The sequence below is a fragment of the Micromonospora sp. C97 genome, assembly GCF_018070385.1.
Lineage (GTDB): Bacteria > Actinomycetota > Actinomycetes > Mycobacteriales > Micromonosporaceae > Micromonospora > Micromonospora parva.
In genome coordinates this window covers 1-22,724 of record NZ_JAGPXU010000034.1, presented here as the reverse complement: position 1 = coordinate 22,724, position 22,724 = coordinate 1, and the positions used below count along the sequence as shown (strand labels likewise).

Genomic DNA, 22,724 nt, shown 5'->3' with positions numbered 1-22,724 from the left:
GGCCCGGTCAGCTCACGTTGGCCGGGCCGAGGACGCTCTTCAGGTCACCCATCAGGGCGGTCGTCGGCGCCACCCGGAACGGCCCCAGCCGCAGGGTGGTGGTACGCCCGCCGTTCTGCAGCTTGACGTGCACCTCGGTGTCACCCGGGTGCAGCACCAGGGTTTCCTTGAGCCGCTCCACCAGCGGTGGTGTGCACCGGTGCACCGGGATGGTGAGGGTGACCGGCTTGTTGGTGGCGCTGGTGCTGACGTCCGGCATGGACATGTCCATCGCCATGATCCGTGGGGTGTCGTCGCGGCGGTCCACCCGACCCTTGACCACCACGATGGCGTCCTCGGCGATGTACTGCCCGATCACCTCGTAGGTGTTGGGGAAGAACAGCGTCTCCACCCCGCCGGCCAGGTCCTCCAGGGTGGCCGACGCCCAGGCCCGGCCCTGCTTGGTGACCCGGCGCTGCACCCCGGAGAGAATGCCGGCGAGGGTGACGACCGCCCCGTCGGGCACCGCGCCCTCCTCGGCCAGCGAGGCGATGGTGGTGTCGGCCGCCGCGTTGAGGATGTGCTCCAGGCCGAACAGCGGGTGGTCGGAGACGTACAGGCCGAGCATCTCCCGTTCGAAGGCCAGCTTGTCGCGCTTGTCCCACTCGCTGTCGCCGATGGTCGGCATCACCGTGGTGCTGCCGGTGTCGGCGTCACCGAAGCCGGCGCCGAACAGGTCGTACTGGCCGACGGCCTCCTTGCGCTTGACGTCGGCGTACGCGTCGATCGCGTCGGCGTGCACCGCGAGCAGCCCCTTGCGGGGGTGGTCCATCGAGTCGAACGCGCCCGCCTTGATCAGCGATTCGATGGTCTTCTTGTTGCAGACCACCGCGTCCACCTTGGACAGGAAGTCGTAGAAGTCGGTGTAGTCGCCCTTCTCCTCCCGGCAGCGCATGATCGAGGCGACCACGTTCGCCCCGACGTTGCGCACGGCGGCCAGGCCGAAGCGGATGTCCTTGCCGACCGGGGTGAACGGCCCGGCCGAGGTGTTCACGTCCGGTGGCAGCACCTGGATGCGCATCCGGCGACACTCGGCCAGGTAGAGCGCCATCTTGTCCTTGTCGTCGCCGACGCTGGTCAGCAGCCCGGCCATGTACTCGGCCGGGTAGTGCGCCTTCAGGTACGCGGTCCAGTAGGAGACCAGCCCGTACGCGGCGGAGTGCGCCTTGTTGAACGCGTACCCGGCGAACGGCACCAGGACGTCCCAGACGGCCTGGATCGCCTCGTCGGAGTAGCCGCGTTCGCGGCAGCCGTCCCGGAACGGGATGAACTCCTTGTCGAGGATCTCCTTCTTCTTCTTACCCATGGCCCGGCGCAGCAGGTCCGCCTGACCGAGGCTGTAACCGGCGAGGATCTGCGCGGCCCGCTGCACCTGCTCCTGGTAGACGATCAGGCCGTGGGTGGGCGCCAGGATCTCCCGCAGCGGCTCCTCCAGCTCCGGGTGGATCGGGGTGATCTCCTGCAGGCCGTTCTTGCGCAGCGCGTAGTTGGTGTGCGAGTCGACGCCCATCGGGCCGGGCCGGTACAGGGCCAGGACGGCGGAGATGTCCTCGAAGTTGTCCGGTTTCATCAACCGCAGCAGCGACCGCATCGGCCCACCGTCGAGCTGGAACACGCCGAGGGTGTCACCGCGGGCCAGCAGCTCGTACGCGGCCTTGTCGTCCAGCGGCAGGGCCAGCAGGTCGAGCTTCAGGCCGTGGTTCAGCTCGATGTTCTTGACCGCGTCGTCGATGATCGTCAGGTTGCGCAGGCCGAGGAAGTCCATCTTCAGCAGCCCGAGCGACTCGCAGGTCGGGTAGTCGAACTGCGTGATGATCGCCCCGTCGGCGTCGCGGCGCATCAACGGGATGTGCTCGATGATCGGCTCGGCGGACATGATGACGCCGGCGGCGTGCACACCGGTCTGCCGGATCAGCCCCTCGATGCCCTTGGCGGTGTCGATCACCTTGCGGACGTCCGGGTCGGAGTCGTACAGGCCGCGGATCTCGCCCGCCTCGGCGTAGCGGGGGTGCTTGTTGTCGAAGATGCCGGTGAGCGGGATGTCCTTGCCCATCACCGCCGGCGGCATGGCCTTGGTGATCCGGTCGCCGACCGCGTACGGGAAGCCGAGGACCCGGGCCGAGTCCTTGATCGCGGCCTTCGCCTTGATCGTGCCGAAGGTCGCGATCTGGGCGACCTTGTCCTCGCCCCACTTGTCGGTGACGTACTTGATCACCTCACCGCGCCGGCGCTCGTCGAAGTCGATGTCGACATCCGGCATCGAGACCCGCTCGGGGTTCAGGAACCGCTCGAAGATCAGGCCGTGCTGGATCGGGTCCAGGTCGGTGATGCCCAGTGCGTACGCCACGAGCGAGCCTGCGGCCGAACCACGGCCCGGACCCACCGCGATGCCCTGGTTCTTCGCCCACTGGATGAAGTCGGCGACCACGAGGAAGTAGGACGGGAAGCCCATCTGGTTGATGACGCCCAGCTCGTACTCCGCCTGGACGACGTGCCCCTCCGGGATGCCGTTCGGGTAGCGGCGGCCCAGACCGGCGAAGGTCTCCTTGCGGAACCAGGACTCCTCGGTCTCACCCTCGGGCACCGGGAAGCGCGGCATCAGGTTGTGGAACTCGAACATGCCCTTCGGGTCGACCTTCTCGGCGACCAGCAGGGTGTTGCGGCAGCCCTCCTGCCACAGCTCGGACGAGTCCACGGCGCGCATCTGGTCGGCGCTCTTGATGAAGTAGCCGCCGCCCTCGAACCGGAACCGGTTGGGGTCGTCGATGTTGCTGCCGGTCTGCACGCAGAGCAGCACGTCGTGGGCGGTGGCCTGGGCCTCGTGGGTGTAGTGCGAGTCGTTGGTGACCACCGGCGGGATGTCCAGCTTGCGGGCGATCTCGGTGAGCCCCTCGCGGACCCGGCTCTCGATGGAGAGGCCGTGATCCATGATCTCCAGGAAGTAGTTCTCCTTGCCGAAGATGTCCTGGTAGCTGGCGGCGACCTTGAGCGCCTCGTCGAACTGACCCAGCCGCAGCCGGGTCTGCACCGCGCCGGACGGGCAGCCGGTGGTGGCCATGATCCCCTCGGCGTGCTCGGCGATCAGCTCCATGTCCATCCGGGGCCACTTGACGTAGTGCCCCTCCATGGAGGCGCGCGAGTTGAGGGTGAAGAGGTTCTTCAGGCCCTGCGCGTTCTTCGCCCACATCGTCTTGTGGGTGATCGCGCCGTTACCGGAGACGTCGTCGCTCTTCTGCTCCGGGCGACCCCACTTGACCCGCGCCTTGTGGTAGCGCGACTCCGGCGCCACGTACGCCTCGACGCCCAGGATCGGGGTGATCCCGGCGGCCATCGCCTGGTTGTAGAAGTCGTTCGCGCCGTGCATGTTGCCGTGGTCGGTGATCGCCACAGCGGGCATGCCCAGCCGCTTGGCCTCGGCGAACAGGTCCTTCAGTCGGGCCGCTCCGTCGAGCATCGAGTACTCGGTGTGCACGTGCAGATGCGCGAACGAATCAGCCATGCGTGGCGCCCCCCGGCGGTGTGGATCTTGTTGGTCGGAGCCGACCGGGACCTACCCTACCGAGGTGATCTCGGCGGCTCCACCGTCCGCGCCGAGGGTGGCCCTCGTCTCCTGATCGTCCCCGGATGGGCCTAGGCTCTCCAGGATGGCGAGGTACTACGACGTGCACCCGGAGAACCCGCAGCCCCGGGTCATCGGCCAGGTCGCCGACCTGATCCGCGGCGGTGGGCTGGTGGCCTACCCGACCGACTCCTGCTACGCGCTCGGCATCCAGCTGGGCAACCAGGACGGACTCGACCGCATCCGGCAGATCCGGCACCTCGACGACCGGCACCACTTCACCCTGGTCTGCCACGACTTCGCGCAGCTCGGCCAGTTCGTGCAGATCAGCAACTCGGTCTTCCGGCTGGTGAAGGCGTCCACCCCGGGCAGCTACACGTTCATCCTGCCGGCCACCCGAGAGGTGCCCCGCCGGATGCTGCACCCGAAGAAGCGAACCGTCGGCGTGCGGGTGCCAAGGCACGTCGTCACCCAGGCGCTGCTGGCCGAACTGGCCGAGCCGCTGGTGTCCAGCACGCTGGTCCTGCCCGGCGACGAGGAGCCGATGACGCAGGGCTGGGAGATCAAGGAACGGCTCGACCACCAGCTCGACGCGGTGCTCGACGCCGGCGACTGCGGCATGGAGCCGACGACGGTGATCGACCTGTCCGGGCCCGAGCCGGAGATTCTGCGCCGGGGCGCCGGGGACGTGTCCCGCTTCGAGTAGGGCGCCGGTTCGCGTCGGGTGCCGGACGGTACGGGGCCACCGCGGCTTCGGCGGTCGTACGCTCCGGGGATCGGCACCGGCGAGCATTGGACACCCGGCATGCCCGACGCGGACGACATCGACGCGCTGGCCCGGTCCGCCGCGCACGGCGACCCGGCCGCGCTGAACGCCCTGCTGGTCGCGGTGCGCCCGGAGGTGCTGCGGCTGTGCGCCCGGTTCCTGCCCAACCGGGAGGACGCCGAGGAAGCCTGCCAGGACGCCCTGCTGGCGCTGGCCGGCAGCATCGCCCGGTTCGAGGGGCGCTCCTCGTTCCGCACCTGGCTGCACCGGCTGACCGCCAACCGGGCCCGCTCCACGTACCGCACGCTGCGCCGCCGCTGCCGACTGGAGGCCGGCGGCGTGCCGCTGCCCGACCAGGCCGACCCCCGGCGCACCAGCGTGGTCGCGGGCACCCGCCTCGACCTGCTCGACGCCTTCGACGCGGTCCACCCCGACCTCGCCGAGGTGGTCGCCCTGCGCGACGTCCTGGGGCTGAGCTACCCGGAGATCGCCGCCCTGCTCGACGTGCCGGTGGGCACCGTGAAGTCCCGGTTGCACCTGGCCCGGCGGCAGGTCCGCCAACGACTCGACGCCGAATGAACCCGCGATCGCTGCGCCGGCTCGTCGTGATCCTCACGGCCACGGTGTGGGTCGCCGCCTGCGGCACCGACGCCGTCTCGCCGCTGCCCGTCCAACCGCCCGCCCCGACCCGCTCGACGCCGACCCCCTCCCCGATCCCGGCGAGCACGGCGGTCCCCGCGCCCACCGGGTCGCCATCGCGACCGCCGCCGACCGGCACGCGCCCGTCCGCCGCACCGCCAACCCCCAGCAGGACCACTGGTACGCCCCGAACGACTCCCCCGCCGACCGACACGACGCCGGCCTGTCTGGGCGCGGTCCGCTACGACCTGCCGCTCGCCGAGACCGAGATCGAGCTGCTGAAGTCGCTCTGCTTCGCCACCGGCGCGGTGCTGCGGATCCAGGGCATCGGGCCGGGCCTCGTCACCGTGGACCGCCCGGAGTTGGTCTCCCAGCAGTACGAGGCGGGCGTGGTGGACATCCGCTTCGTCCGCCCCGGCACCGTCGCCGTGACGATCCCCAAGAACGACCGGGAGCACACCGTCACAGTGGTGGTCCGCTAGGGCGCGTTCGGCACCTACCGCAGGCGTACCCCGGCGAGCAGGGTGTCCACGAAGGTGGGTCCGCTCTGCGCTGGCGGGGTGAGCTGCACGTACACCAGGGCGGCCCGGCCGGGGTGCAGGGCGGCCGACTCGATGATCTGCGGCCGGTCCCGGTCGCAGCGGTACGCCACCACGATCCACTCGATGCCCGCCTGCCGGGTGGTCCGGGCCGGTGCCGGCGTGCAGTCGCCGTGCGTCCGCTCGGCCAGGAAACCGGCCGGCGTGGTGCGTGCCGCCGTGCTGGCGGAGAGGCCCACGAACGCGCCGGGCAGGCGAGGGTCGACGGCCCACCGGCGCGGTTGCGGCGACATCACCAGGGCTGGTTCGGGTTCGCCGTCGGCACCGTACTGACCGGCCCAGGTGGCACCCGTGGCGGACCAGCCGGGCGGCAACGCCACGGTCAGCGGCCCGGCCGTGTACGTGCCGCCGACCGGCCGAGCCGACCCGGCGCCACCCGACTCGGCGCCCACCGCGCCCACCGCGACGACGGCCACCATCGTGGCCCCGGCCAGCCGCAACCGGCGGCGGGCCCCCGGTCGCGGTGGCGGCTGCCGCGGTACGGGACCGGTCGCGATGGTCAGCCGCGCCGGGTCGCTCGCACGGGTCAACGCGGCGTGCAGGGTGGCGGCGTCGGGGTAGCGGTCGGCCGGGCGGTGGGCGGTGGCCTGGGCGAGCACCGCCGCGACCGCCGCGGGCACGTCGTGCCGCAGTCGGAGCCCCGGGGTGCGCCGGTGCGGATCAGGGCTGGTCGGGTTCGCTCCGGTCGGGTCGGCGGCCAGCAGCCGGATGCCGAGGCGACCGAGCCCGTACACGTCGGCGCGGGTGTCGACCACCGCGCCCGGATCGTCCTGTTCGGGGGCCATGTATCCCGGGGTGCCGGCCCGGGCGGTCAGCCCGGAGGCGGCGGCGAGCGCCTTGGCGAGACCGAGGTCGGCGATCAGCACCTGTTCCGCGCCGTCGGGGCCGGCGCAGCGGAACAGGATGTTGCCGGGGGTGAGATCGCGGTGCACGACGCCGTGCCGGTGCAGCACGGCGACCCCGGCGCAGACCTCGCCGAGCAGCCGCAACGCCGCCGGCACGGGGATCTCGCCGGCGGCCAGCCGGTCCCGCAGGCTGCCCCCGTCCGCCCAGGCCAGGACCGCGTACGGCCGACCGTCGGGCAGTTCACCCAGGGCGTGCACCCGGATCAGCCGCTCGTGCTCCAACCGGCGCAGCAACCGGGCCTCGTCGAGGAAGCGTTCCCGGACGCGTAGGTCGTGGCTCCAGTTCTCGGCCAGCACCTTGATCGCCACGTGCGCGTCGAGCGCCCGGTCGTAACCCAGCCAGACCGTCGCGAACGAACCGACGCCGAGCAGTCGCTCGATGGCGTAGGGCCCGATCCGCAGTGGAGCCGTCACCGTCTCACCCCCGGCCAGCGCGGTCGGTCGGCGTTTCTCTGCACAGTAGACCGGGCGGTTCGCGATCTCGACGAACCGTTGGCCCGGGCGCGGTGACTAACAGGGCAGGAGACCCCGCACCGAAGGAGCCGTCATGAACCGTCCCGCGATCCTCCTCACCACCGCCGCGTTGGCGCTCGGCACGCTCGTCCCGGCGACGGTCGCCGGTCCGGCGACCGCCGCGCCCCCGGTCGGCGGCACCGCGCCCGCGTCGGCGCGCGGTCCGCTCGCCGCCGCCGTCGGACACAGCCACCCGCAGGTGCTCAGCGTGCGTGGCGCCGGCGTGTACCGCATCGGCGCCAGTCTGGCGGCGCTCACCGCGAACGGGCACATCGACTGGACCGCGTCGGGCTGCGGCCCGGTGGTGCACGCCGGAGCCACCGGTTCCTGGGCGGGTGTGCTCCTGCTGGCCTTCCGCGACGGGCGCCTGGTGGAGGTGGGTACGGCCACCAACCCGCCGCGATCTCCCGCCGGCGCCGGTGTCGGCATGTCGTTCGCCGAGTTGGAGGCGATCTACGGCCGACGGGGGTCGCTGATCCGCAACGACGCGGGGGACGCCGAGGCGTACCTGGTGCGGGTCGGGTCGCGGGTGGAGTTGTTCACCGGGCACCCGATCCGGCCGGGGGTGGGCTACTTCCAGGTCGGCCCGGCCAGCTTCGTCGAGCGGAACTTCCGGCAGGGCGGGTCCTGCTGATTCGACCCACCCGCGGGGCGTCCGGTGTCGACCGGGCGCCCCGCGTCGCCGCTCGGCCCGATTCGGAGGTTGGGCGGACACGATGATGTCGGGCTAGACATTAGTGTGTGGCACACAGTATGGTGTGACACATGGTTAGCGAGGATGTTCTACGGACGCACCTGCAGGAGTTGCGTCGAGGCACCGTCGTGGTGGCCAGCCTGGTCGCGCTCCGCCGGCCGGACTACGGCTACGCACTGCTGCAACGGCTCACCGACCACGGCTTCCCGGTCGACGCCAACACGCTCTACCCGCTGCTGCGCCGCCTGGAGGACCAGGGGCTGCTGACCAGCGAGTGGAACACCGCGGAGAGCCGACCGCGCAAGTTCTACCGGACCAGCGACGAGGGCGAGTCGATGCTGAGCCGGCTGCTCGACGACCTCGCCGCCGTGCAGACCTCCATCACCGGGCTGATCCAAGGAGTGGACCGATGAACACCCTGACCGACCGCTACCTCGCCGCCACCCTGCGCTCGGTGCCCGCCCAGCGCCGCGACGAGATCGCCAGCGAGCTGCGGGCCTCCATCGAGGACATGATCGAGGGTCGGACCGACGGCGGGCAGGACGCCACCACCGCCGAGCGGGAGGTGCTCACCGAGCTGGGCAACCCGGACGTGCTGGCCGCCCGGTACGCCGACCGTCGACTCCAGCTCATCGGCCCGACCTACTACCTGGTCTGGCTGCGGCTGCTGAAACTGCTGCTCAGCTTCATCCCGGCGCTCGTCGGCACGATCGTCACCATCGTCGAGGCGGCCGAGGGGAAAGGTTTCGGAGCCATCGGTCCGGGCCTCGTCGTCGCCCTGCAGGTGGCGGTGCAGATCGCCTTCTGGCTCACCCTGACCTTCGCCATCATCGAGCGCTCCCAAACGCCGGTGAACCTGCCGGACTGGACGGTCGACCAGCTGCCCGACGCCCCGGTGCACCGGGGCATCCCGCTCGCCGACACCATCGCCTCGGTGGTCATGCTGGTGGCGACCATCGCGTACCTGCCCATCCAGCACTTCCAGTCCTGGGTGCGCGGCACCGACGGCGAGAACATCGCGATCCTCGACCCGGCTCTCTGGTCGTTCTGGCTGCCGGCGCTGATCGTCGTGCTGGTCGCCAGCGTGATCTTCGAGATCGTCAAGTACCGGATCGGACGCTGGACCTGGCCTCTCTTCGGCACCAAGGTGCTGCTCAACCTGGCGTTCTCCGTGCCGCTGGTGTGGTTGGCGCTCTCCGACCGGCTGCTCAACCCGGCCCTGGGCGAGCGGCTGAGCTGGCTGGCGGACGCCGACAACCGAAACCTCCTCGGCGCGGCGATCGCGGTGGGAACGGCAGTGGTGGTGGTCTGGGACCTGATCGACACCGCGATCAAGACCCGACGCCAGACGGCGTGAGCGACGCCCTCAGACGGCGGCCCGGCGCGTACCCCGCGCCGGGCCGCCCGCCCGTTGGCCGGCAGTGACCCGCCCGCCGACCCCGCCCGGGCGGGCACGTGGCATCGTTCTCGGATGACCGCCGCACCGCAGGGGGAATGGCACCGCCCCGGTCCAACGGCCGAGCAGCGCCGCAACGACCTGTGGCTCGGGTTGGGGATGACCGGGCTGGCCCTGGTGAGCCTCACCCTGGCCCGCAGCACCGGGGCGTTCCTGCTGGGCCCGCCGCCGTCCGGGCCGGAGCAACTGTTCTGGACCGTCGCGGTGACCCTGCCGCTGATCTGGCGACGACGTTGGCCGGCCGCCACCCTGCTGGTCGTCGCGGTGATGTTCATCGCCGCGCAGGCACGATCGGCACCCGAGACGCAGTTCTCCCCCTGGGCCCTGTTCTGCGCCATCTACACCGTCGGCGCCTGGGGGCAGGACCGCCAGCTGTCGCGCCGACTGCGGGTCGGGGTGATCGCCACGATGTTCGCCTGGCTCGGGGTCTACTACGCGGTGATGATCGACCACATTCCGGCGGATGCCTTCGCCGGTGCGGTCGGACCGGTGCCGCCGGTGCTCGCCGCGATGGTCACCGGCGTCCTGCTCAACGTGCTGGTGTTCGGTTTCGCGTACTTCTTCGGCGAGACCGCGTGGGTGGCCGCGCGGCGCGAACACGAACTGCGCACCCAGGCCGAGGACCTGCGCCGGTCGCAGGCCGAGGCCCGGGAGCGGGCGGTGCTCGGCGAACGGGTCCGGATCGCGCGGGAGCTGCACGACGTGGTGGCCCATCACGTGTCGGTGATGGGCGTGCAGGCATCCGCCTGCCGCCGGGTCTTCGACCGCGACCCGGGCAAGGCCCGCACGGCACTGACCGCCATCGAGCAGAGCGCCCGCACCGCCGTCGACGAGCTGCGTCGGATGCTCGGCGTGCTGCGGACCACCGCCGGGACCGACGCCGCGCCGCCGACGGCCGGCGGCCTGGAGCGGATCGACGAACTCGTCGAGCGGGCGCGCGCCGCCGGGCTGACGACCACCCTCGGGGTGTACGGCGACGCTGTCACGTTGCCCGCGTCCGTCTCGCAGGCGGCCTACCGGGTGACGCAGGAGGCGGTGACCAACACCCTGAAGCACGCCGGAGCGAACCTGTTGGACGTGCGGGTCCGCTACCTGGCCCGCGAGGTGGAGGTCGACGTGACCGACGACGGACGGGGCGGCGGCCGGGCCGACAGCGTCGGGTTGGGACTGATCGGGATGCGCGAACGGGTCGGCGCCCACGACGGCGACCTGGAGGCCGGGCCGCGGGCCGGCGGCGGTTGGCGGGTACGCGCCCGCTTCCCCCTGGCGGCCCCGATCGGCCCGCAGCCGAGGCCGAGCGACAGGCAGCAGGCGGCAGCCGGCGCGGGGCCGTCGGCATGAGCGCGGCGGCACACCACACACCGGACACCGGCCCGACGGTCCGGGTCCTGCTCGCCGACGACCAGCACCTGGTCCGTACCGGCTTCCGGGTCATCCTGGAGGTGGAGGACGACATCGAGGTGGTCGGTGAGGCCGCCGACGGCGAACGGGCCGTCGCGATGGCCCGGGCCACCCGCCCGGACGTCGTACTCATGGATGTGGAGATGCCCGGGATGGACGGCCTGGAGGCCACCCGGCAGATCACCGCCGACGGGCCCGGTGGGCCGGCCGTGCTGATCCTCACGACCTTCGACCGCGACGACTATCTCTTCGCCGCGCTGCGGGCCGGGGCCAGCGGCTTCCTGCTCAAGAACGGCACGCCGGAGGAGCTGGTCGAGGCGATCCGGGTGCTGGCCAGGGGCGACGGTCTGCTCGCTCCGGAGATCACCCGCCGGGTGATCTCCACCTTCGCCCGACCCGGCGACCCGACAGGCACCGCCCACCGGGGCCCGGACGCCGAGGCCGCGTTGGCCGAGCTGACCCCGCGCGAGCGGGAGGTGCTGATGCTGCTCGCCGCCGGGTCGAGCAACGCCGAGATCGCCACGACCATCCACCTGGGCGAGGCGACGGTGAAGACGCACGTGAGTCGGGTGCTGGCCAAACTCGGCCTGCGTGACAGGGTGCAGGCAGTGGTCTTCGCGTACGAGAACGGGGTGGTCCGCCCCGGCGGGTGACCGGCGTCCACCGCCCGGCGGACCCGCCCGCTCCGCCGCCGGGCGGACGGCGCAACGGCGTACTCGATCTAGCATCAGCGCGTGACCAGAACGCTTCGCCTCGACGGCGTCGACCGCAGCTTCGGCGACCGGCAGGTGCTCAACAACGTGTCCTTCGAGGTGGCTGCCGGGCGGATGACCGGCTTCGTGGGCGCCAACGGCGCCGGCAAGACCACCACCATGCGGATCATCCTGGGGGTGCTCTCCGCCGACGCGGGCGAGGTCAGTTGGGGTGGCACGGCGCTGACCCGGCAGGACCGCCGACGCTTCGGGTACATGCCGGAGGAGCGCGGCCTCTACCCGAAGATGACCACCCGGGAGCAGGTCGCCTACCTGGGCCGGCTGCACGGCCTGGACGCCGCCGCGGCACGCCGTGCCACCGACGCCCTGCTGGAGCGGGTCGGGCTCGGTGAACGCGGAAACGACCTGCTGGAGACGCTGTCGCTGGGCAACCAGCAACGCGCGCAGATCGCCGCCGCGCTGGTGCACGACCCCGAGGTGCTGGTGCTCGACGAGCCGTTCTCCGGGCTCGACCCGCTGGCCGTCGACACCGTCGTCGCCGTGCTGCGGGAACGGGCGTCGGCCGGCGCGCCCGTGCTCTTCTCCAGTCACCAGCTCGACGTCGTGGAGCGCCTCTGCGACGACCTGGTGATCATCGGGGACGGGGTGATCCGGGCCGCCGGCAGCCGGCAGCAGCTGCGCGACTCGTACACGGTGCCCCGCTACGAGCTGGTGGTCGCCGGCGACGCCGGTTGGGTACGCGACCACCCCGGGGTGACAGTGGTCGAGCTGGACGGCCCCCGGGTGGTCTTCGACCTGCCGGCCGGCGCCGACGAGCAGCCCGTCCTCCAGGCGGCTCTGGCCCGCGGCCCGGTCCGCGCCTTCCGCCCGGTCAGCCCCTCGCTCACCGAGATCTTCCGAGAGGTCACCCAGTGAACGTCACCCAGGCCACCCGGCTGGTCGCCGAACGCGAGATCCGCGTCAAGCTCCGCGACCGCACCTTCCTGTTCGGCACCCTTTTCTTCCTGCTGATCGCGGCGGCCGGCACCATCCTGCCGCCGTTGCTCGCCGGCGGGCCGTCCACCGTCGCGGCGACCGAGAGCGTGGCCGCGCCGCTGCGCGCCGCCGGGCTGGAGGTCCAGGTCGTCCCCGACGACCGGGCCGCCGAGCGGGCCGTCCGCGACGGCGACGTGGACGCAGCGGTGGTCGGCGGACCCGCCGTCGTGGCCATGGACGAGGCCCCCGACGACGTGGTGCGGGCCCTGAGCAGCCAGCCGACCGTACGCCTGCTCGACCCGGACGCGGTCGACCCCGTGGTGGCGTTCCTGGTGCCGTTCGTCTTCGCGTTCGTCTTCTTCATCACCTCGCAGACCTTCGGCCTGCAGATCGCGCAGAGCGTCACCGAGGAGAAGCAGACCCGGATCGTGGAGATCCTGGTGGCCGCCGTGCCGGTACGGGCCCTGCTGGCCGGCAAGGTGGTGGCCGGCGCGATCCTGGCGTTCGCGCAGATCGCCTTGATCGCGGTGGTGGCGGTGATCGGGCTGCAGATGGGTGACAGCGGGGGCCTGCTCACCCTGCTCGCCCCGGCGATCGGCTGGTTCGTGCCGTTCTTCCTGCTCGGCTTCGTGCTGCTCGCCGCGATGTGGGCGGCGGCCGGCGCGCTGGCCAACCGGCAGGAGGACATCGCCGCCGTGTCGACACCGGTGCAGTTCGCCGTGATGCTGCCGTTCTTCGCGGTGATCTTCCTGAACGACAACGACACCGCGATGCGGGTGCTGTCCTACCTGCCGTTCTCGTCGCCCACGGCCATGCCGCTGCGACTGTTCACCGGTGACGCGGCCGGTTGGGAACCGATCGTCTCGCTGGTCATCCTGCTGCTCGCCGCCGGCGCGTTCGTGGTCGCCGGGGCCCGGGTGTACGAGGGGTCGCTGCTGCGCACCAACGGCCGAACCTCCCTGCGTACCGCCTGGCGGGAACGGGAGACCATCGGCTGAGCAGTACGGTTCGCCGGTGCGGGCGTCGGTGTCCTGATCGGATGCCGGCGCCCGTCGCCGTGCGACACCGGCCTGACCGGCCGGGCGGGCCGCTCAGTGCGCGGGTGGCACCCGGTCCCAGCCGGCGGGCAGCCGCGGGGCCGACCAGGCGGGGTCGGGCTGCCACCTGGCCCACGCCGGGTCCCACCAGCGCTCACCCGTGTCGAGCAGGGCGGCGATCCGGTCACCCTCGGCCTGGATGGCGTCCCCCATGCCCGGGTAGCGCCCCTCGACGAGGCGCTGGGCGAACATCTCCACGTCCTTCCAGACGTACCGGTCGGCGTCCGCGGCCCACCACAGGTCCAACTCGTGGTCCAGGGTGTCCACCCCGATCGGCGTACGCCGCACCGGGTCCTGAAGGTTGAAGTACCAGCCGGCGAAGTCGCGCCCCGGGCCCGACCAGAACACGTCGATCGAGTGCGCCTCACCGGGGCGTTGCAGCATCAGCTTGCCGTGCCCCGACCAGGAGTGGTGCCCGGCGGCCTCCCACGGGTGCCGCCCGCACGGGAACACCCCGTCGGCCGGGAAGCCGAACTCGGCCCCCGGCGGGAGATAGAGGACGAGCAGGTCGGCGGAGTCCTCGACGCAGATCGTCGGGCAGCCGAACCAGACCTCCCCGCGCAGCACCTCACGCCGGATGACCGTGTCGCCGGCCGCGAACCGCTGCACCACCACGGCACCTCCTCACCGCCCACCAACCCCACCGCGATCGTGCACTCTCGACCAGCGATCTGTCCTGTCCGGCCCGGTCGGGGCAGACAGTGCCCGATCGCGGCGGGCGGAGGCCGGGCTCAGGCGTCGACCGCCGCCATCACGTCGTCACTGACGTCGAAGTTGGCGTAGACGTTCTGGACGTCGTCGCAGTCCTCCAGCACGTCGATCAGCTTGAAGATCTTGCGCGCGCCCTCTTCGTCAAGTGGCACGTTGACGCTGGGGATCAGGGAGGACTCGGCCGACTCGTACTCGATGCCGGCATCCTGCAGGGCCGTCCGCACCGGGATCAGGTCGGTCGGCTCGGAGACCACCTCGTACGCCTCGCCGATGTCGTTGACCTCTTCGGCACCGGCGTCCAGGACGGCGAGCATCACGTCGTCCTCGGTGGTGCCCTCCTTGGGGACGATCACCACGCCCTTCCGGGAGAACATGTACGACACCGAACCGGCGTCGGCGAGCGAGCCGCCGTTGCGGGTCAGCGCGGTCCGTACCTCGGTGGCCGCCCGGTTGCGGTTGTCGGTGAGGCACTCGATGAGCATGGCCACGCCGTTCGGGCCGTACCCCTCATACATGATCGTCTGCCAGTCGGCGCCGCCGGCCTCCAGGCCGGAGCCGCGCTTGACGGCGCGATCGATGTTGTCGTTCGGCACCGAACTCTTCTTCGCCTTCTGGATGGCGTCGAAGAGCGTCGGGTTACCCGAGGGGTCACCGCCGCCGGTGCGCGCGGCCACCTCGACGTTCTTGATCAGCTTGGCGAACATCTTGCCGCGCTTGGCGTCGATGACGGCCTTCTTGTGCTTGGTCGTCGCCCACTTTGAGTGGCCGGACATCTTCTACCTCCGTCTGTCATTGCACGCCTGCGTCGACTGCCGCACCGATTCCGCGCCGCATCCGGCGATCCGGCGGCCGATCGGCCCCGCGGGAAGTGCCCGCGCCGGGCGACGGCCCTGCCGAACCGCGGCAATCTTACCGAGGCCACACCCCGCCATGTCACACCCGGGACTGCCCGGGGCACCCGGTGCGCCTCCAGCGGGGGATGACGACCGGTGCAGACCCCACGCCCAAGATCTTGCTCGAACCAGGAAGTAGTGGCCTCCCCGGCACGCCGACACCACTACATCCATGTTCAAGCACGATCTTGGGATGGGTGCCGGGCGCGCCGGGCGAGGATCCGCTCGGGTTCCGGGAAAGGGCGGGGAAGGGCCGCCGCCCCGGCCGCGCGGGTCGGCCGCTCAGGCGGTGCGCGCCAGCTCCACGAAGTACGCGTGCACGCGCGGGTCACCCGTCAGCTCGGGGTGGAACGAGGTGGCCAGCAGGTTGCCCTGCCGGACCGCCACGATCCGCTCGGCGGCCGGGCCACCGGTCACCGTGCCGATCACCTCGACGCCCGCGCCGACCCGTTCGACCCACGGCGCGCGAATGAACACCGCGTGGAATCCCCCGCCCGGCACGCCGGTGATCTCCACGGGCGCCTCGAACGAGTCGACCTGCCGGCCGAACGCGTTGCGCCGTACCGTCATGTCGATGCCGGCGAAACCGCGCTGGTCGGCGCGGCCGTCCAGCACCTCGGTGGCCAGCATGATCATGCCGGCGCACGAGCCGTAGACGGGCATGCCGTCGGCGATCCGCTTGTCGATCGGCTCGCGCAGCTCGAAGATGTCGACGAGCTTGCTGATGGTGGTGGACTCCCCGCCGGGGATGACCAGGCCGTCGACCGCGTCCAACTCGCCCGGACGGCGGACCGGGCGGGCGTCCGCGCCCGCCCCGGTCAGCGCCGCCAGATGCTCCCGGACGTCCCCCTGAAGGGCGAGGACACCGATGGTGGGCCGGCTCATCGGCACCGTTCCTTCCGTGGCTGTCGGGAGCGCGCTCACCAACCGCGCTCGGCCAGGCGGTGCGGCTGCGGGATCTCGTCGACGTTGATGCCGACCATCGCCTCGCCGAGCCCCCGGGAGACCTTGGCCAGCACGTCCGGGTCGTCGTGGAAGGTGGTCGCCTTGACGATCGCGGCGGCCCGCTGGGCCGGGTTGCCGGCCTTGAAGATGCCGGAGCCGACGAAGACACCCTCCGCGCCGAGCTGCATCATCATCGCCGCGTCGGCCGGAGTGGCGATCCCGCCCGCGGTGAACAGCACCACCGGCAGCTTGCCGCTCTCGGCGACCTCCTTGACCAGCTCGTACGGGGCCTGCAGCTCCTTGGCCGCGACGTACAGCTCGTCGGCCGGCAGCGAGGAGAGCCGGCGGATCTCCTGGCGGATCTTCCGCATGTGGGTGGTGGCGTTGGAGACGTCACCGGTGCCCGCCTCGCCCTTGGAACGGATCATGGCCGCACCCTCGGTGATCCGGCGCAGCGCCTCGCCCAGGTTCGTCGCGCCACAGACGAAGGGCACCGTGAACGCCCACTTGTCGATGTGGTTCGCGTAGTCGGCCGGGGTCAGCACCTCGGACTCGTCGACGTAGTCCACACCCAGCGACTGGAGGATCTGCGCCTCCACGAAGTGACCGATGCGGGCCTTGGCCATCACCGGGATGGAGACCGCCTCGATGATCCCGTCGATCATGTCGGGGTCGCTCATCCGGGACACCCCGCCCTGCGCGCGGATGTCGGCGGGCACCCGCTCCAGGGCCATCACCGCCACGGCACCGGCGTCCTCAGCGATCTTGGCCTGCTCGGCGTTGACGACATCCATGATCACGCCACCCTTGAGCATCTCGGCCATGCCGCGCTTCACGCGGGCGGTGCCGACGACGGGGGCGGAACCGGTGTTCGAGGCGGTGTTTTCGGGCACGGGTCATCGCTCCTTGGACCTGCGGTGGGGGTGGCAGCGAAAATGCTACGCGCGGTGCAACGCCGTACCGACAGCCAATCAGACCCCCGGTGGCCTGCACTGTGGCAGTGGTCACCGGGCCGCCCGCGCCCGTCGGGAGCGGCCGACGCCCGCCGGGGATCAGGCGGCGGGGACGTCCGCCGGGACGACGAGGGTCGGGTCGTCGATGTCGAAGTAGCGCGGCCACTCCCGGCCCCGTCCCATCCGCAACAGGCGCACCAGCGGCCTGCTGCGCGCCGAGCGGGCGTCCCGGACCAGGTCGGTGTGCACCTGCCGGGACAACGCGAGCCGACGGCTGGCGGCGATGACCGCGGCGCAGCTCGGATCGTTCGGGTCCAACTGGACGCTCCGCAACTGCCGGGTGAGGTCGTTCTCCGCCGCCTCCCGCTCGTCCGGGCTGGCGTCCAGGGCGATCCGGGCCGCCGCGTACAGCTCGACCCCGAAACGCCGCTCAGCCAGGACCGCGGCTGCCGCCGCGCGGCGCAGCAGGTGGGCGTCGAGGGCCCGGGCCGCCAGCTCCGCCCGGCCCTGCAGCCGCTCGACCCGGCCGGCGGTCCAGATGAGGTACGCCGCGACCAGCCCCACGACCACGCTTCCGGCCACCACCCACCACATGTGCGGCATCGTAGTGCTGCTCCGTTTCGTCCGATTGGGCGCGGCCGGACCGGTCCCACCGGTCACCACCGCACCATCCGTCACACCCGGCTCAGCCCAGCCCCACCCACTCCTGGTCGATGACCCGCCCGTCGGTTGCCTCGATCGCCGCTGCGTATACCTCCACAACGCGCCGAGCAACCACCGGCCAGTCGAAATTCGCCACCACCTGATCGCCGCAGGCACTCAGCGTGGCCCGCCCGGCCGGGTCGTCCAGCAGCTCACTCAGCACGTCACGCAGCCCCACCGGGTCGCCCGTGGGGAAGAGGCGACCGGCCCGCCCACCGTCGAGGACCCGCCGGAACGCGTCCAGGTCACTGGCGACCACAGTCGTACCCGCCGCGAGGGCCTCGGTGAGGATCATGCCGAACGACTCGCCGCCGGTGTTCGGTGCGACGTAGAGATGCGCGCTGCGCAGCATCCGCGCCTTGTCCGCTTCGCTGACCAGGCCGAGGAACGTGATCCGCTCGTGCAGCTCGGCGGGGAACTGGTCGTACAGGTCGTCGGGGTCACCGGGACCGGCGACGAGCAACCGCAGGCCGGGCCGGGTGGCGGCCAACGCCACGAACGCGTCGCGCAGCACCGGGAAGCCCTTGCGAGCCTCGGTGAACCGGCCCAGGAAGCCGAGCGTGCCCCCGGTGCCGGCCGCGCACTCCCCCGGCCAGCCCGGCAACGGCTCGGCGTCGGCGAACTTGGCCACCGCCACCCCGTTGGGAATCTCCACCGCGCCGCCGTCCATGTGCTCGACCTGCACCTTGCGGGCCAACGCGCTCACCGCGATCCGGGCCGTGATCCGCTCCAACACGATCTGGAGCACGCCCTGCGCGGCGGCGAGCACCCGGGAACGGGTCATCGCGGTGTGGAACGTGGCCACCACCGGGCCACGGGCGGAGAGCACGGCCAGCAGCGACAGGCTCAGCGTGAGCGGCTCGTGCACGTGCAACACGTCGAAGTCACCGTTGGTGATCCACCGCCGCACCCGGGCGGTCGACACCGGGCCGAACGCGATCCGGGCCACCGAACCGTTGTACGGCAGCGGAACGGCACGCCCGGCGGACACCACGTACTCCGGCAGCGGCGAATCGTCGTCAGCCGGCGCGAGCACGCTGACCTCGTGGCCCAGCGCGATCAGCGCCTCGGCGAGGTCCATGACATGGTTCTGCACCCCACCGGGCACGTCGAAGGAGTACGGGCACACGATGCCGATCCGCATGTGTCAGCCCACCTCCTCAGGCCTGGCCGGAGGCCGACGAGGGCAGCGCCGCGCCCTCCCCCGACCTTCCCTGGTCCAGCCACATCCGCTGCAACATGTGCCAGTCTTCCGGATGCCGGGCGATACCCGCCGCCAGACGGTCAGCGATCAACTGGGTCAGCGACCGGACCCGCTGGTCCAGGGGACCCACCTCGGGCCCGGGCACCGGCAGCGGGCCATCCAGCGACGCACACGCGGCGTCCGGCTCGTACCACATCGAGGCCACGTAGAGCGGCGCGCCGGTGTGCAGCGCGAGCAGCGCCGGCCCGGCGGGCATCCGGGTCTTCCCGCCGAAGAAGTCCACCTCCACCCCCCGGGCGGAGAGGTCCCGGTCGGCCAGCAACGGCACCACCGCACCGGCGCGGAGCCGGTCCAGCAGCACGTCGAAGGCCGGGCGCGGCCCACCGTGGGTCGGCAGGATCTCCATCCCGAGGACCTTTCGGAAGGCCAGGAAACGCTTGTACACGCCCTCCGGCTTGAGCCGCTCCATCACCGTGGTGAGCGGCCAACCGGTGGCCGCCACCCAGGCACCGGCGGCATCCCAGTTGCCGGCGTGCGGCAGCGCCACCACCGCGCCCCGGCCGGCCGCCACGTCGGCGGCGAGCAGCTCCGCGCCGTCCAGCCGGAAGGTGGACAGGATCTGCGACCGGCTCAGGCTGGGCAGCCGGAACGCCTCCATCCAGTACCTGGCGTACGAGCGCAGCCCGCGCTTGACGAGATCGTCCAGCTCGGCGTCGGGCAGCTCCGGGCCGACCACCCGGCGCAGGTTCGCGCGCAGTCGGGCCGTACCCCCGCCGCCGGTGCGATGGGCGCGGTCCGCGCCCGCCTGGAACGCCGCCGCCACCAACGGCCGGGGTAGCGCGCGGATCACCCGCCAACCGGCGATGTAGCCCAGCTCGGTGAGGTTCACGCGACTCGGCCGCCGGTCTTCCGACGGCGGGTCGCCGGCAGGCCACTCACGCCTGACCGTCCGGCTGGAGCTGCTGGGCCTGGCGGTAGACGTGCGTCATCCGCTGGCCCACCGTGAAGATCGACACGGCGGCGAGCAGCCAGAGCGCGATCTCCAGCGCCGGCTTCACGTTCAGGCCGGTGAGGATCCCGCCGACGCCGACGATCAGCAGCCGCTCGGTGCGTTCGGCGATGCCCACGTTGCAGGTCATGCCCAGCCCCTCGGCGCGGGCCTTCACGTAGGAGACCAGGCTGCCGGCGGCCAGGCAGACCAACGCGGCGGCCACCCCGGAGTAGTTGCCCTGCGTGGCCAGCCAGTACGCGACAGCGCCGAAGACGGCGCTGTCGGCGACCCGGTCCATGCTTGAGTCGAGGAACGCGCCGAACCGGGTGGAGCCACCACTCATCCGGGCCATCGTCCCGTCGAGCAGGTCGGTGAGCGCGAACAGGGTGACGATCAACGCGCCCGCGACCAGATGGCCGCGAGCACCGAAGCCGAGCGCGCCGACGAGCACACCAACGGTGCCCGCGACGGTGACGGCATTGGGGGTGACGCCCGCGCGCAGCAGGGCGCGGGCAATCGGCTCGACGACGCGGGTCATCCCCGCGCGGGCCGACACTTGGAAGATCTTCGCCATGGCGGTCCCCACGATAACGGTCCGCCCAGCTCTGCCGATACGGACGGTACCGCCGACCCGCCCGGGGGAGGCTTGTGCCTGTCCGGCAACGGGTGTGAGATCGAGCCGGGAGGTGAGCCAGCTCACCCGTCCGCCCGTTGAGTTCCCGCTGTGCAGCAGACCACCGGAGGATATCGCCGCGCACTCGCCCCGGGCCGCTTCCCGTCGCGCGGCGGTCGCCACCACCACCGGCTGAGGGAGGTGCGCCCCATGGCGCAGAAGAGTCACGACAAGGGTTCCACCGGCGGCACGCCACTGGTGACCGAGCCCGAGCGGGTTCGCAACGTGGTGCTCGTCGGCCACTCCGGGGCGGGCAAGACCACCCTGGTCGAGGCGCTGCTCGCGGCGACCGGCACGATCGGTCGCGCCGGCACCGTGGTCGACGGCACCACTGTCGGCGACCACGACCCCGCCGCCGTACGCCAGCAACGCTCGGTCAGCCTGTCCTGCGCGCCGCTGCTGCACAACGGCATCAAGGTCAACCTGCTGGACACCCCCGGGTACGCCGACTTCGTCGGTGAGCTGCGCGCCGGGCTGCGGGCCGCCGACGCCGCGCTGTTCGTGGTCTCCGCCGCGGGCGGCATGGACGCGGCCACCGTCGCCCTGTGGGAGGAGTGCGCCGCCGTCGACATGCCCCGGGCTGTCGCGGTGGCCCGACTGGACCAGCCCCGCGCCGACGTCGACGAGACGGTGGCGCTCTGCCAGCGCCTCTTCGGCGACAACGTGATGCCGCTCTACCTGCCGATGCTCGGCGACGACGGGGTGTCCACCGAAGGTCTGCTCGGCCTGATCACCCGCCGGGTCTTCGACTACAGCGCCGGGCTGCCCGCCGACGTCCGCGACCCGGACCCGGAGCACCAGCGGGCCATCGACGAGTCCCGCGACGAGCTGATCGAGGGGATCATCGCCGAGAGCGAGGACGAGACCCTGATGGACCGCTACCTCGACGGCGAGGAGATCAGCGACGAGGTGCTCATCGACGACCTGGAGAAGGCCGTCGCCCGGGGCCACTTCTACCCGGTGGTGCCGGTCTGCGCCCAGACCGGCGTCGGGCTGGACGTGCTGCTGGAGGTGCTGACCGCCGCGTTCCCCTCCCCGCTGGAGCACGAGCTGCCGGCGGTGACCGGCGTGGACGGCTCACCGCGTCCGCCGCTGAGCTGCGATCCGGCCGGGCCGCTCGTCGCCGAGGTCGTCAAGACCACCGTCGACCGCCACGTCGGTCGGGTCTCGCTGGTCCGGGTCTTCTCCGGCACGCTGCGCCCCGACCAGACGGTGCACGTCTCCGGCCACGGCCTGGCCGAACGCGGACACCCCGACCACGACGCCGACGAGCGGGTCGGGCACATCTACACCCCGCTGGGCGCCACCCTGCGGGAGGTGTCGTTCTGCGTGGCCGGTGACATCTGCGCGATCACCAAGTCGGGTAGCGCCGAGACCGGCGACACCATCTCCACCAGGGACGAGCCGCTGCTGATCGCCCCCTGGGAGATGCCGGAGCCGCTGCTGCCGGTGGCGATCGTCGCCCGCAGCCGCGCCGACGAGGACGCCCTGGCCCGCAACCTCGCCCGACTGGTCGCCGGCGACCCCACCCTGCGGCTGGAGCGCAACCCGGAGACCCACCAGCTGGTGCTCTGGTGCATGGGCGAGGCACACGCGGACGTGGTGCTCGACCGGCTGCGTGCCGGCGGCGTCGAGCTGGACACCGAGCCGGTCAGGGTGTCGCTGCGCGAGACGCTGACAGTGCCCGCGAAGGGGCACGGCCGCCACGTCAAGCAGTCCGGCGGCCACGGCCAGTACGCGGTCTGCGACATCGAGGTCGAGCCGCTGCCGCGCGGCAGCGGCTTCGAGTTCGTCGACCGGATCGTCGGCGGCGCGGTGCCGCACAACTACATCCCGTCGGTGGAGAAGGGCGTCCGTGCCCAGCTGGAGCGCGGGCTGGTCGCCGGCCACCCGGTGGTGGACCTGCGGGTGACACTGGTCGACGGCAAGGCACACAGCGTCGACTCCTCCGACGCGGCCTTCCAGACCGCCGGCGCGCTGGCGCTGCGCGACGCCGCCGAGCGTGGTCAGCCGGCCCTGCTGGAGCCGATCGACGAGGTGAGCATCCGGGTTCCGGACGGCTCGGTGGGCACGGTGCTGGGCGACCTGTCCGGCCGGCGCGGCCGGGTGCTCGGCACCGAACCGGACCCGGACTCCGAGGGCCGCACCCTCGTCCGCGCCGAGGTGCCGGCCACCGAACTGCTCCGCTACGCCGTCGAGCTGCGCTCCATGACGGCCGGCACCGGCACCTTCCGCCGGCACTTCGTCCGCCACGACCCCATGCCCACCCACCTGGCCGACCAGGCCCGCAAGGAAC

At 71.9% G+C, this 22,724-nt stretch carries 21 protein-coding genes; 11 read left to right on the top strand and 10 right to left on the bottom strand.

Annotated elements, in window-relative coordinates; all coding sequences use genetic code 11:
* Positions 1-7: 7 nt before the first annotated feature.
* Complete coding sequence (gene dnaE, locus KBX26_RS28950) at positions 8-3,538, bottom strand: DNA polymerase III subunit alpha (protein WP_210866842.1); 3,531 nt, start codon at positions 3,536-3,538, stop codon at positions 8-10.
* Positions 3,539-3,683: 145 nt separating this feature from the next.
* Between dnaE and KBX26_RS28945 the strand changes: the two genes are divergently transcribed.
* The 3 genes from KBX26_RS28945 (at position 3,684) to KBX26_RS28935 (ending at position 5,485) form a co-directional block, all read left to right on the top strand.
* Positions 3,684-4,304: an L-threonylcarbamoyladenylate synthase gene (locus KBX26_RS28945; RefSeq protein ID WP_030336914.1), complete on the top strand. Its 621-nt coding sequence runs from the start codon at positions 3,684-3,686 to the stop codon at positions 4,302-4,304.
* 99 nt (positions 4,305-4,403) lie between these two features.
* Positions 4,404-4,943 (top strand): RNA polymerase sigma factor, encoded by a 540-nt coding sequence (locus tag KBX26_RS28940; protein WP_210866841.1) that lies wholly within the window; start codon positions 4,404-4,406, stop codon positions 4,941-4,943.
* A complete protein-coding gene (locus KBX26_RS28935; RefSeq protein ID WP_210866840.1) occupies positions 4,940-5,485 on the top strand; it encodes a hypothetical protein in 546 nt (181 codons plus the stop codon). The genes KBX26_RS28940 and KBX26_RS28935 overlap by 4 nt, the downstream gene beginning before the upstream one ends.
* A 14-nt stretch (positions 5,486-5,499) precedes the next feature.
* On the opposite strand, the gene KBX26_RS28930 is transcribed toward KBX26_RS28935, so the two are convergent.
* Positions 5,500-6,921 carry a serine/threonine-protein kinase gene (locus tag KBX26_RS28930; protein WP_210866839.1) on the bottom strand — a complete coding sequence of 474 codons (1,422 nt, stop codon included), beginning with the start codon at positions 6,919-6,921 and terminating at the stop codon, positions 5,500-5,502.
* A 133-nt stretch (positions 6,922-7,054) separates the two neighbouring features.
* On the opposite strand from KBX26_RS28930, the gene KBX26_RS28925 reads away from it, so the two are divergent.
* From KBX26_RS28925 to KBX26_RS28895, 7 genes are all read left to right on the top strand, one after another.
* Positions 7,055-7,654, top strand: coding sequence for a hypothetical protein (locus KBX26_RS28925; protein ID WP_030336907.1), 600 nt, complete (start codon positions 7,055-7,057; stop codon positions 7,652-7,654).
* 131 nt (positions 7,655-7,785) lie between these two features.
* Entirely contained in the window at positions 7,786-8,127 is a 342-nt protein-coding gene (locus tag KBX26_RS28920; protein ID WP_030336904.1) for a PadR family transcriptional regulator, read from the top strand.
* Positions 8,124-9,071: a permease prefix domain 1-containing protein gene (locus tag KBX26_RS28915; RefSeq protein WP_210866838.1), complete on the top strand. Its 948-nt coding sequence runs from the start codon at positions 8,124-8,126 to the stop codon at positions 9,069-9,071. Before KBX26_RS28920 ends, KBX26_RS28915 begins: the two co-directional genes overlap by 4 nt.
* A gap of 114 nt (positions 9,072-9,185) precedes the next feature.
* The gene (locus KBX26_RS28910) at positions 9,186-10,511 is read left to right on the top strand and encodes a sensor histidine kinase (protein WP_210866837.1); all 1,326 of its coding nucleotides are present in this window, start codon (positions 9,186-9,188) and stop codon (positions 10,509-10,511) included.
* A complete protein-coding gene (locus KBX26_RS28905) occupies positions 10,508-11,224 on the top strand; it encodes a response regulator transcription factor (protein ID WP_030336898.1) in 717 nt (238 codons plus the stop codon). Before KBX26_RS28910 ends, KBX26_RS28905 begins: the two co-directional genes overlap by 4 nt.
* Before the next feature lie 81 nt (positions 11,225-11,305).
* Complete coding sequence (locus KBX26_RS28900) at positions 11,306-12,199, top strand: ABC transporter ATP-binding protein (RefSeq protein ID WP_210866836.1); 894 nt, start codon at positions 11,306-11,308, stop codon at positions 12,197-12,199.
* Positions 12,196-13,257, top strand: a complete 1,062-nt coding sequence (locus KBX26_RS28895) for an ABC transporter permease (protein ID WP_210866835.1) — start codon at positions 12,196-12,198, stop codon at positions 13,255-13,257. Before KBX26_RS28900 ends, KBX26_RS28895 begins: the two co-directional genes overlap by 4 nt.
* A 93-nt stretch (positions 13,258-13,350) precedes the next feature.
* Here KBX26_RS28895 and KBX26_RS28890 read toward each other — a convergent pair whose 3' ends face one another.
* The 8 genes from KBX26_RS28890 to pgsA form a co-directional block, all read right to left on the bottom strand.
* A complete protein-coding gene (locus KBX26_RS28890; protein ID WP_030336893.1) occupies positions 13,351-13,971 on the bottom strand; it encodes a DUF402 domain-containing protein in 621 nt (206 codons plus the stop codon).
* A 116-nt stretch (positions 13,972-14,087) separates the two neighbouring features.
* Positions 14,088-14,840 carry a YebC/PmpR family DNA-binding transcriptional regulator gene (locus KBX26_RS28885; RefSeq protein ID WP_030336891.1) on the bottom strand — a complete coding sequence of 251 codons (753 nt, stop codon included), beginning with the start codon at positions 14,838-14,840 and terminating at the stop codon, positions 14,088-14,090.
* Positions 14,841-15,242: 402 nt separating this feature from the next.
* Positions 15,243-15,845 (bottom strand): pyridoxal 5'-phosphate synthase glutaminase subunit PdxT, encoded by a 603-nt coding sequence (pdxT, locus tag KBX26_RS28880; RefSeq protein ID WP_030336889.1) that lies wholly within the window; start codon positions 15,843-15,845, stop codon positions 15,243-15,245.
* A 35-nt stretch (positions 15,846-15,880) separates the two neighbouring features.
* Complete coding sequence (gene pdxS / locus KBX26_RS28875; RefSeq protein WP_030336887.1) at positions 15,881-16,798, bottom strand: pyridoxal 5'-phosphate synthase lyase subunit PdxS; 918 nt, start codon at positions 16,796-16,798, stop codon at positions 15,881-15,883.
* A gap of 159 nt (positions 16,799-16,957) precedes the next feature.
* Positions 16,958-17,461, bottom strand: a complete 504-nt coding sequence (locus KBX26_RS28870) for a hypothetical protein (RefSeq protein WP_036412400.1) — start codon at positions 17,459-17,461, stop codon at positions 16,958-16,960.
* Positions 17,462-17,543: 82 nt separating this feature from the next.
* A complete protein-coding gene (locus tag KBX26_RS28865; RefSeq protein WP_030336883.1) occupies positions 17,544-18,704 on the bottom strand; it encodes a glycosyltransferase family 4 protein in 1,161 nt (386 codons plus the stop codon).
* A 16-nt stretch (positions 18,705-18,720) separates the two neighbouring features.
* Positions 18,721-19,653: a phosphatidylinositol mannoside acyltransferase gene (locus tag KBX26_RS28860; RefSeq protein ID WP_210863359.1), complete on the bottom strand. Its 933-nt coding sequence runs from the start codon at positions 19,651-19,653 to the stop codon at positions 18,721-18,723.
* A gap of 46 nt (positions 19,654-19,699) precedes the next feature.
* The gene (gene pgsA / locus KBX26_RS28855; protein WP_030336879.1) at positions 19,700-20,329 is read right to left on the bottom strand and encodes a phosphatidylinositol phosphate synthase; all 630 of its coding nucleotides are present in this window, start codon (positions 20,327-20,329) and stop codon (positions 19,700-19,702) included.
* 249 nt (positions 20,330-20,578) lie between these two features.
* Here pgsA and KBX26_RS28850 point away from each other — a divergent pair.
* On the top strand, positions 20,579-22,724 hold a 2,146-nt coding region (locus KBX26_RS28850), incomplete at its 3' end, for an elongation factor G-like protein EF-G2 (RefSeq protein WP_210866834.1).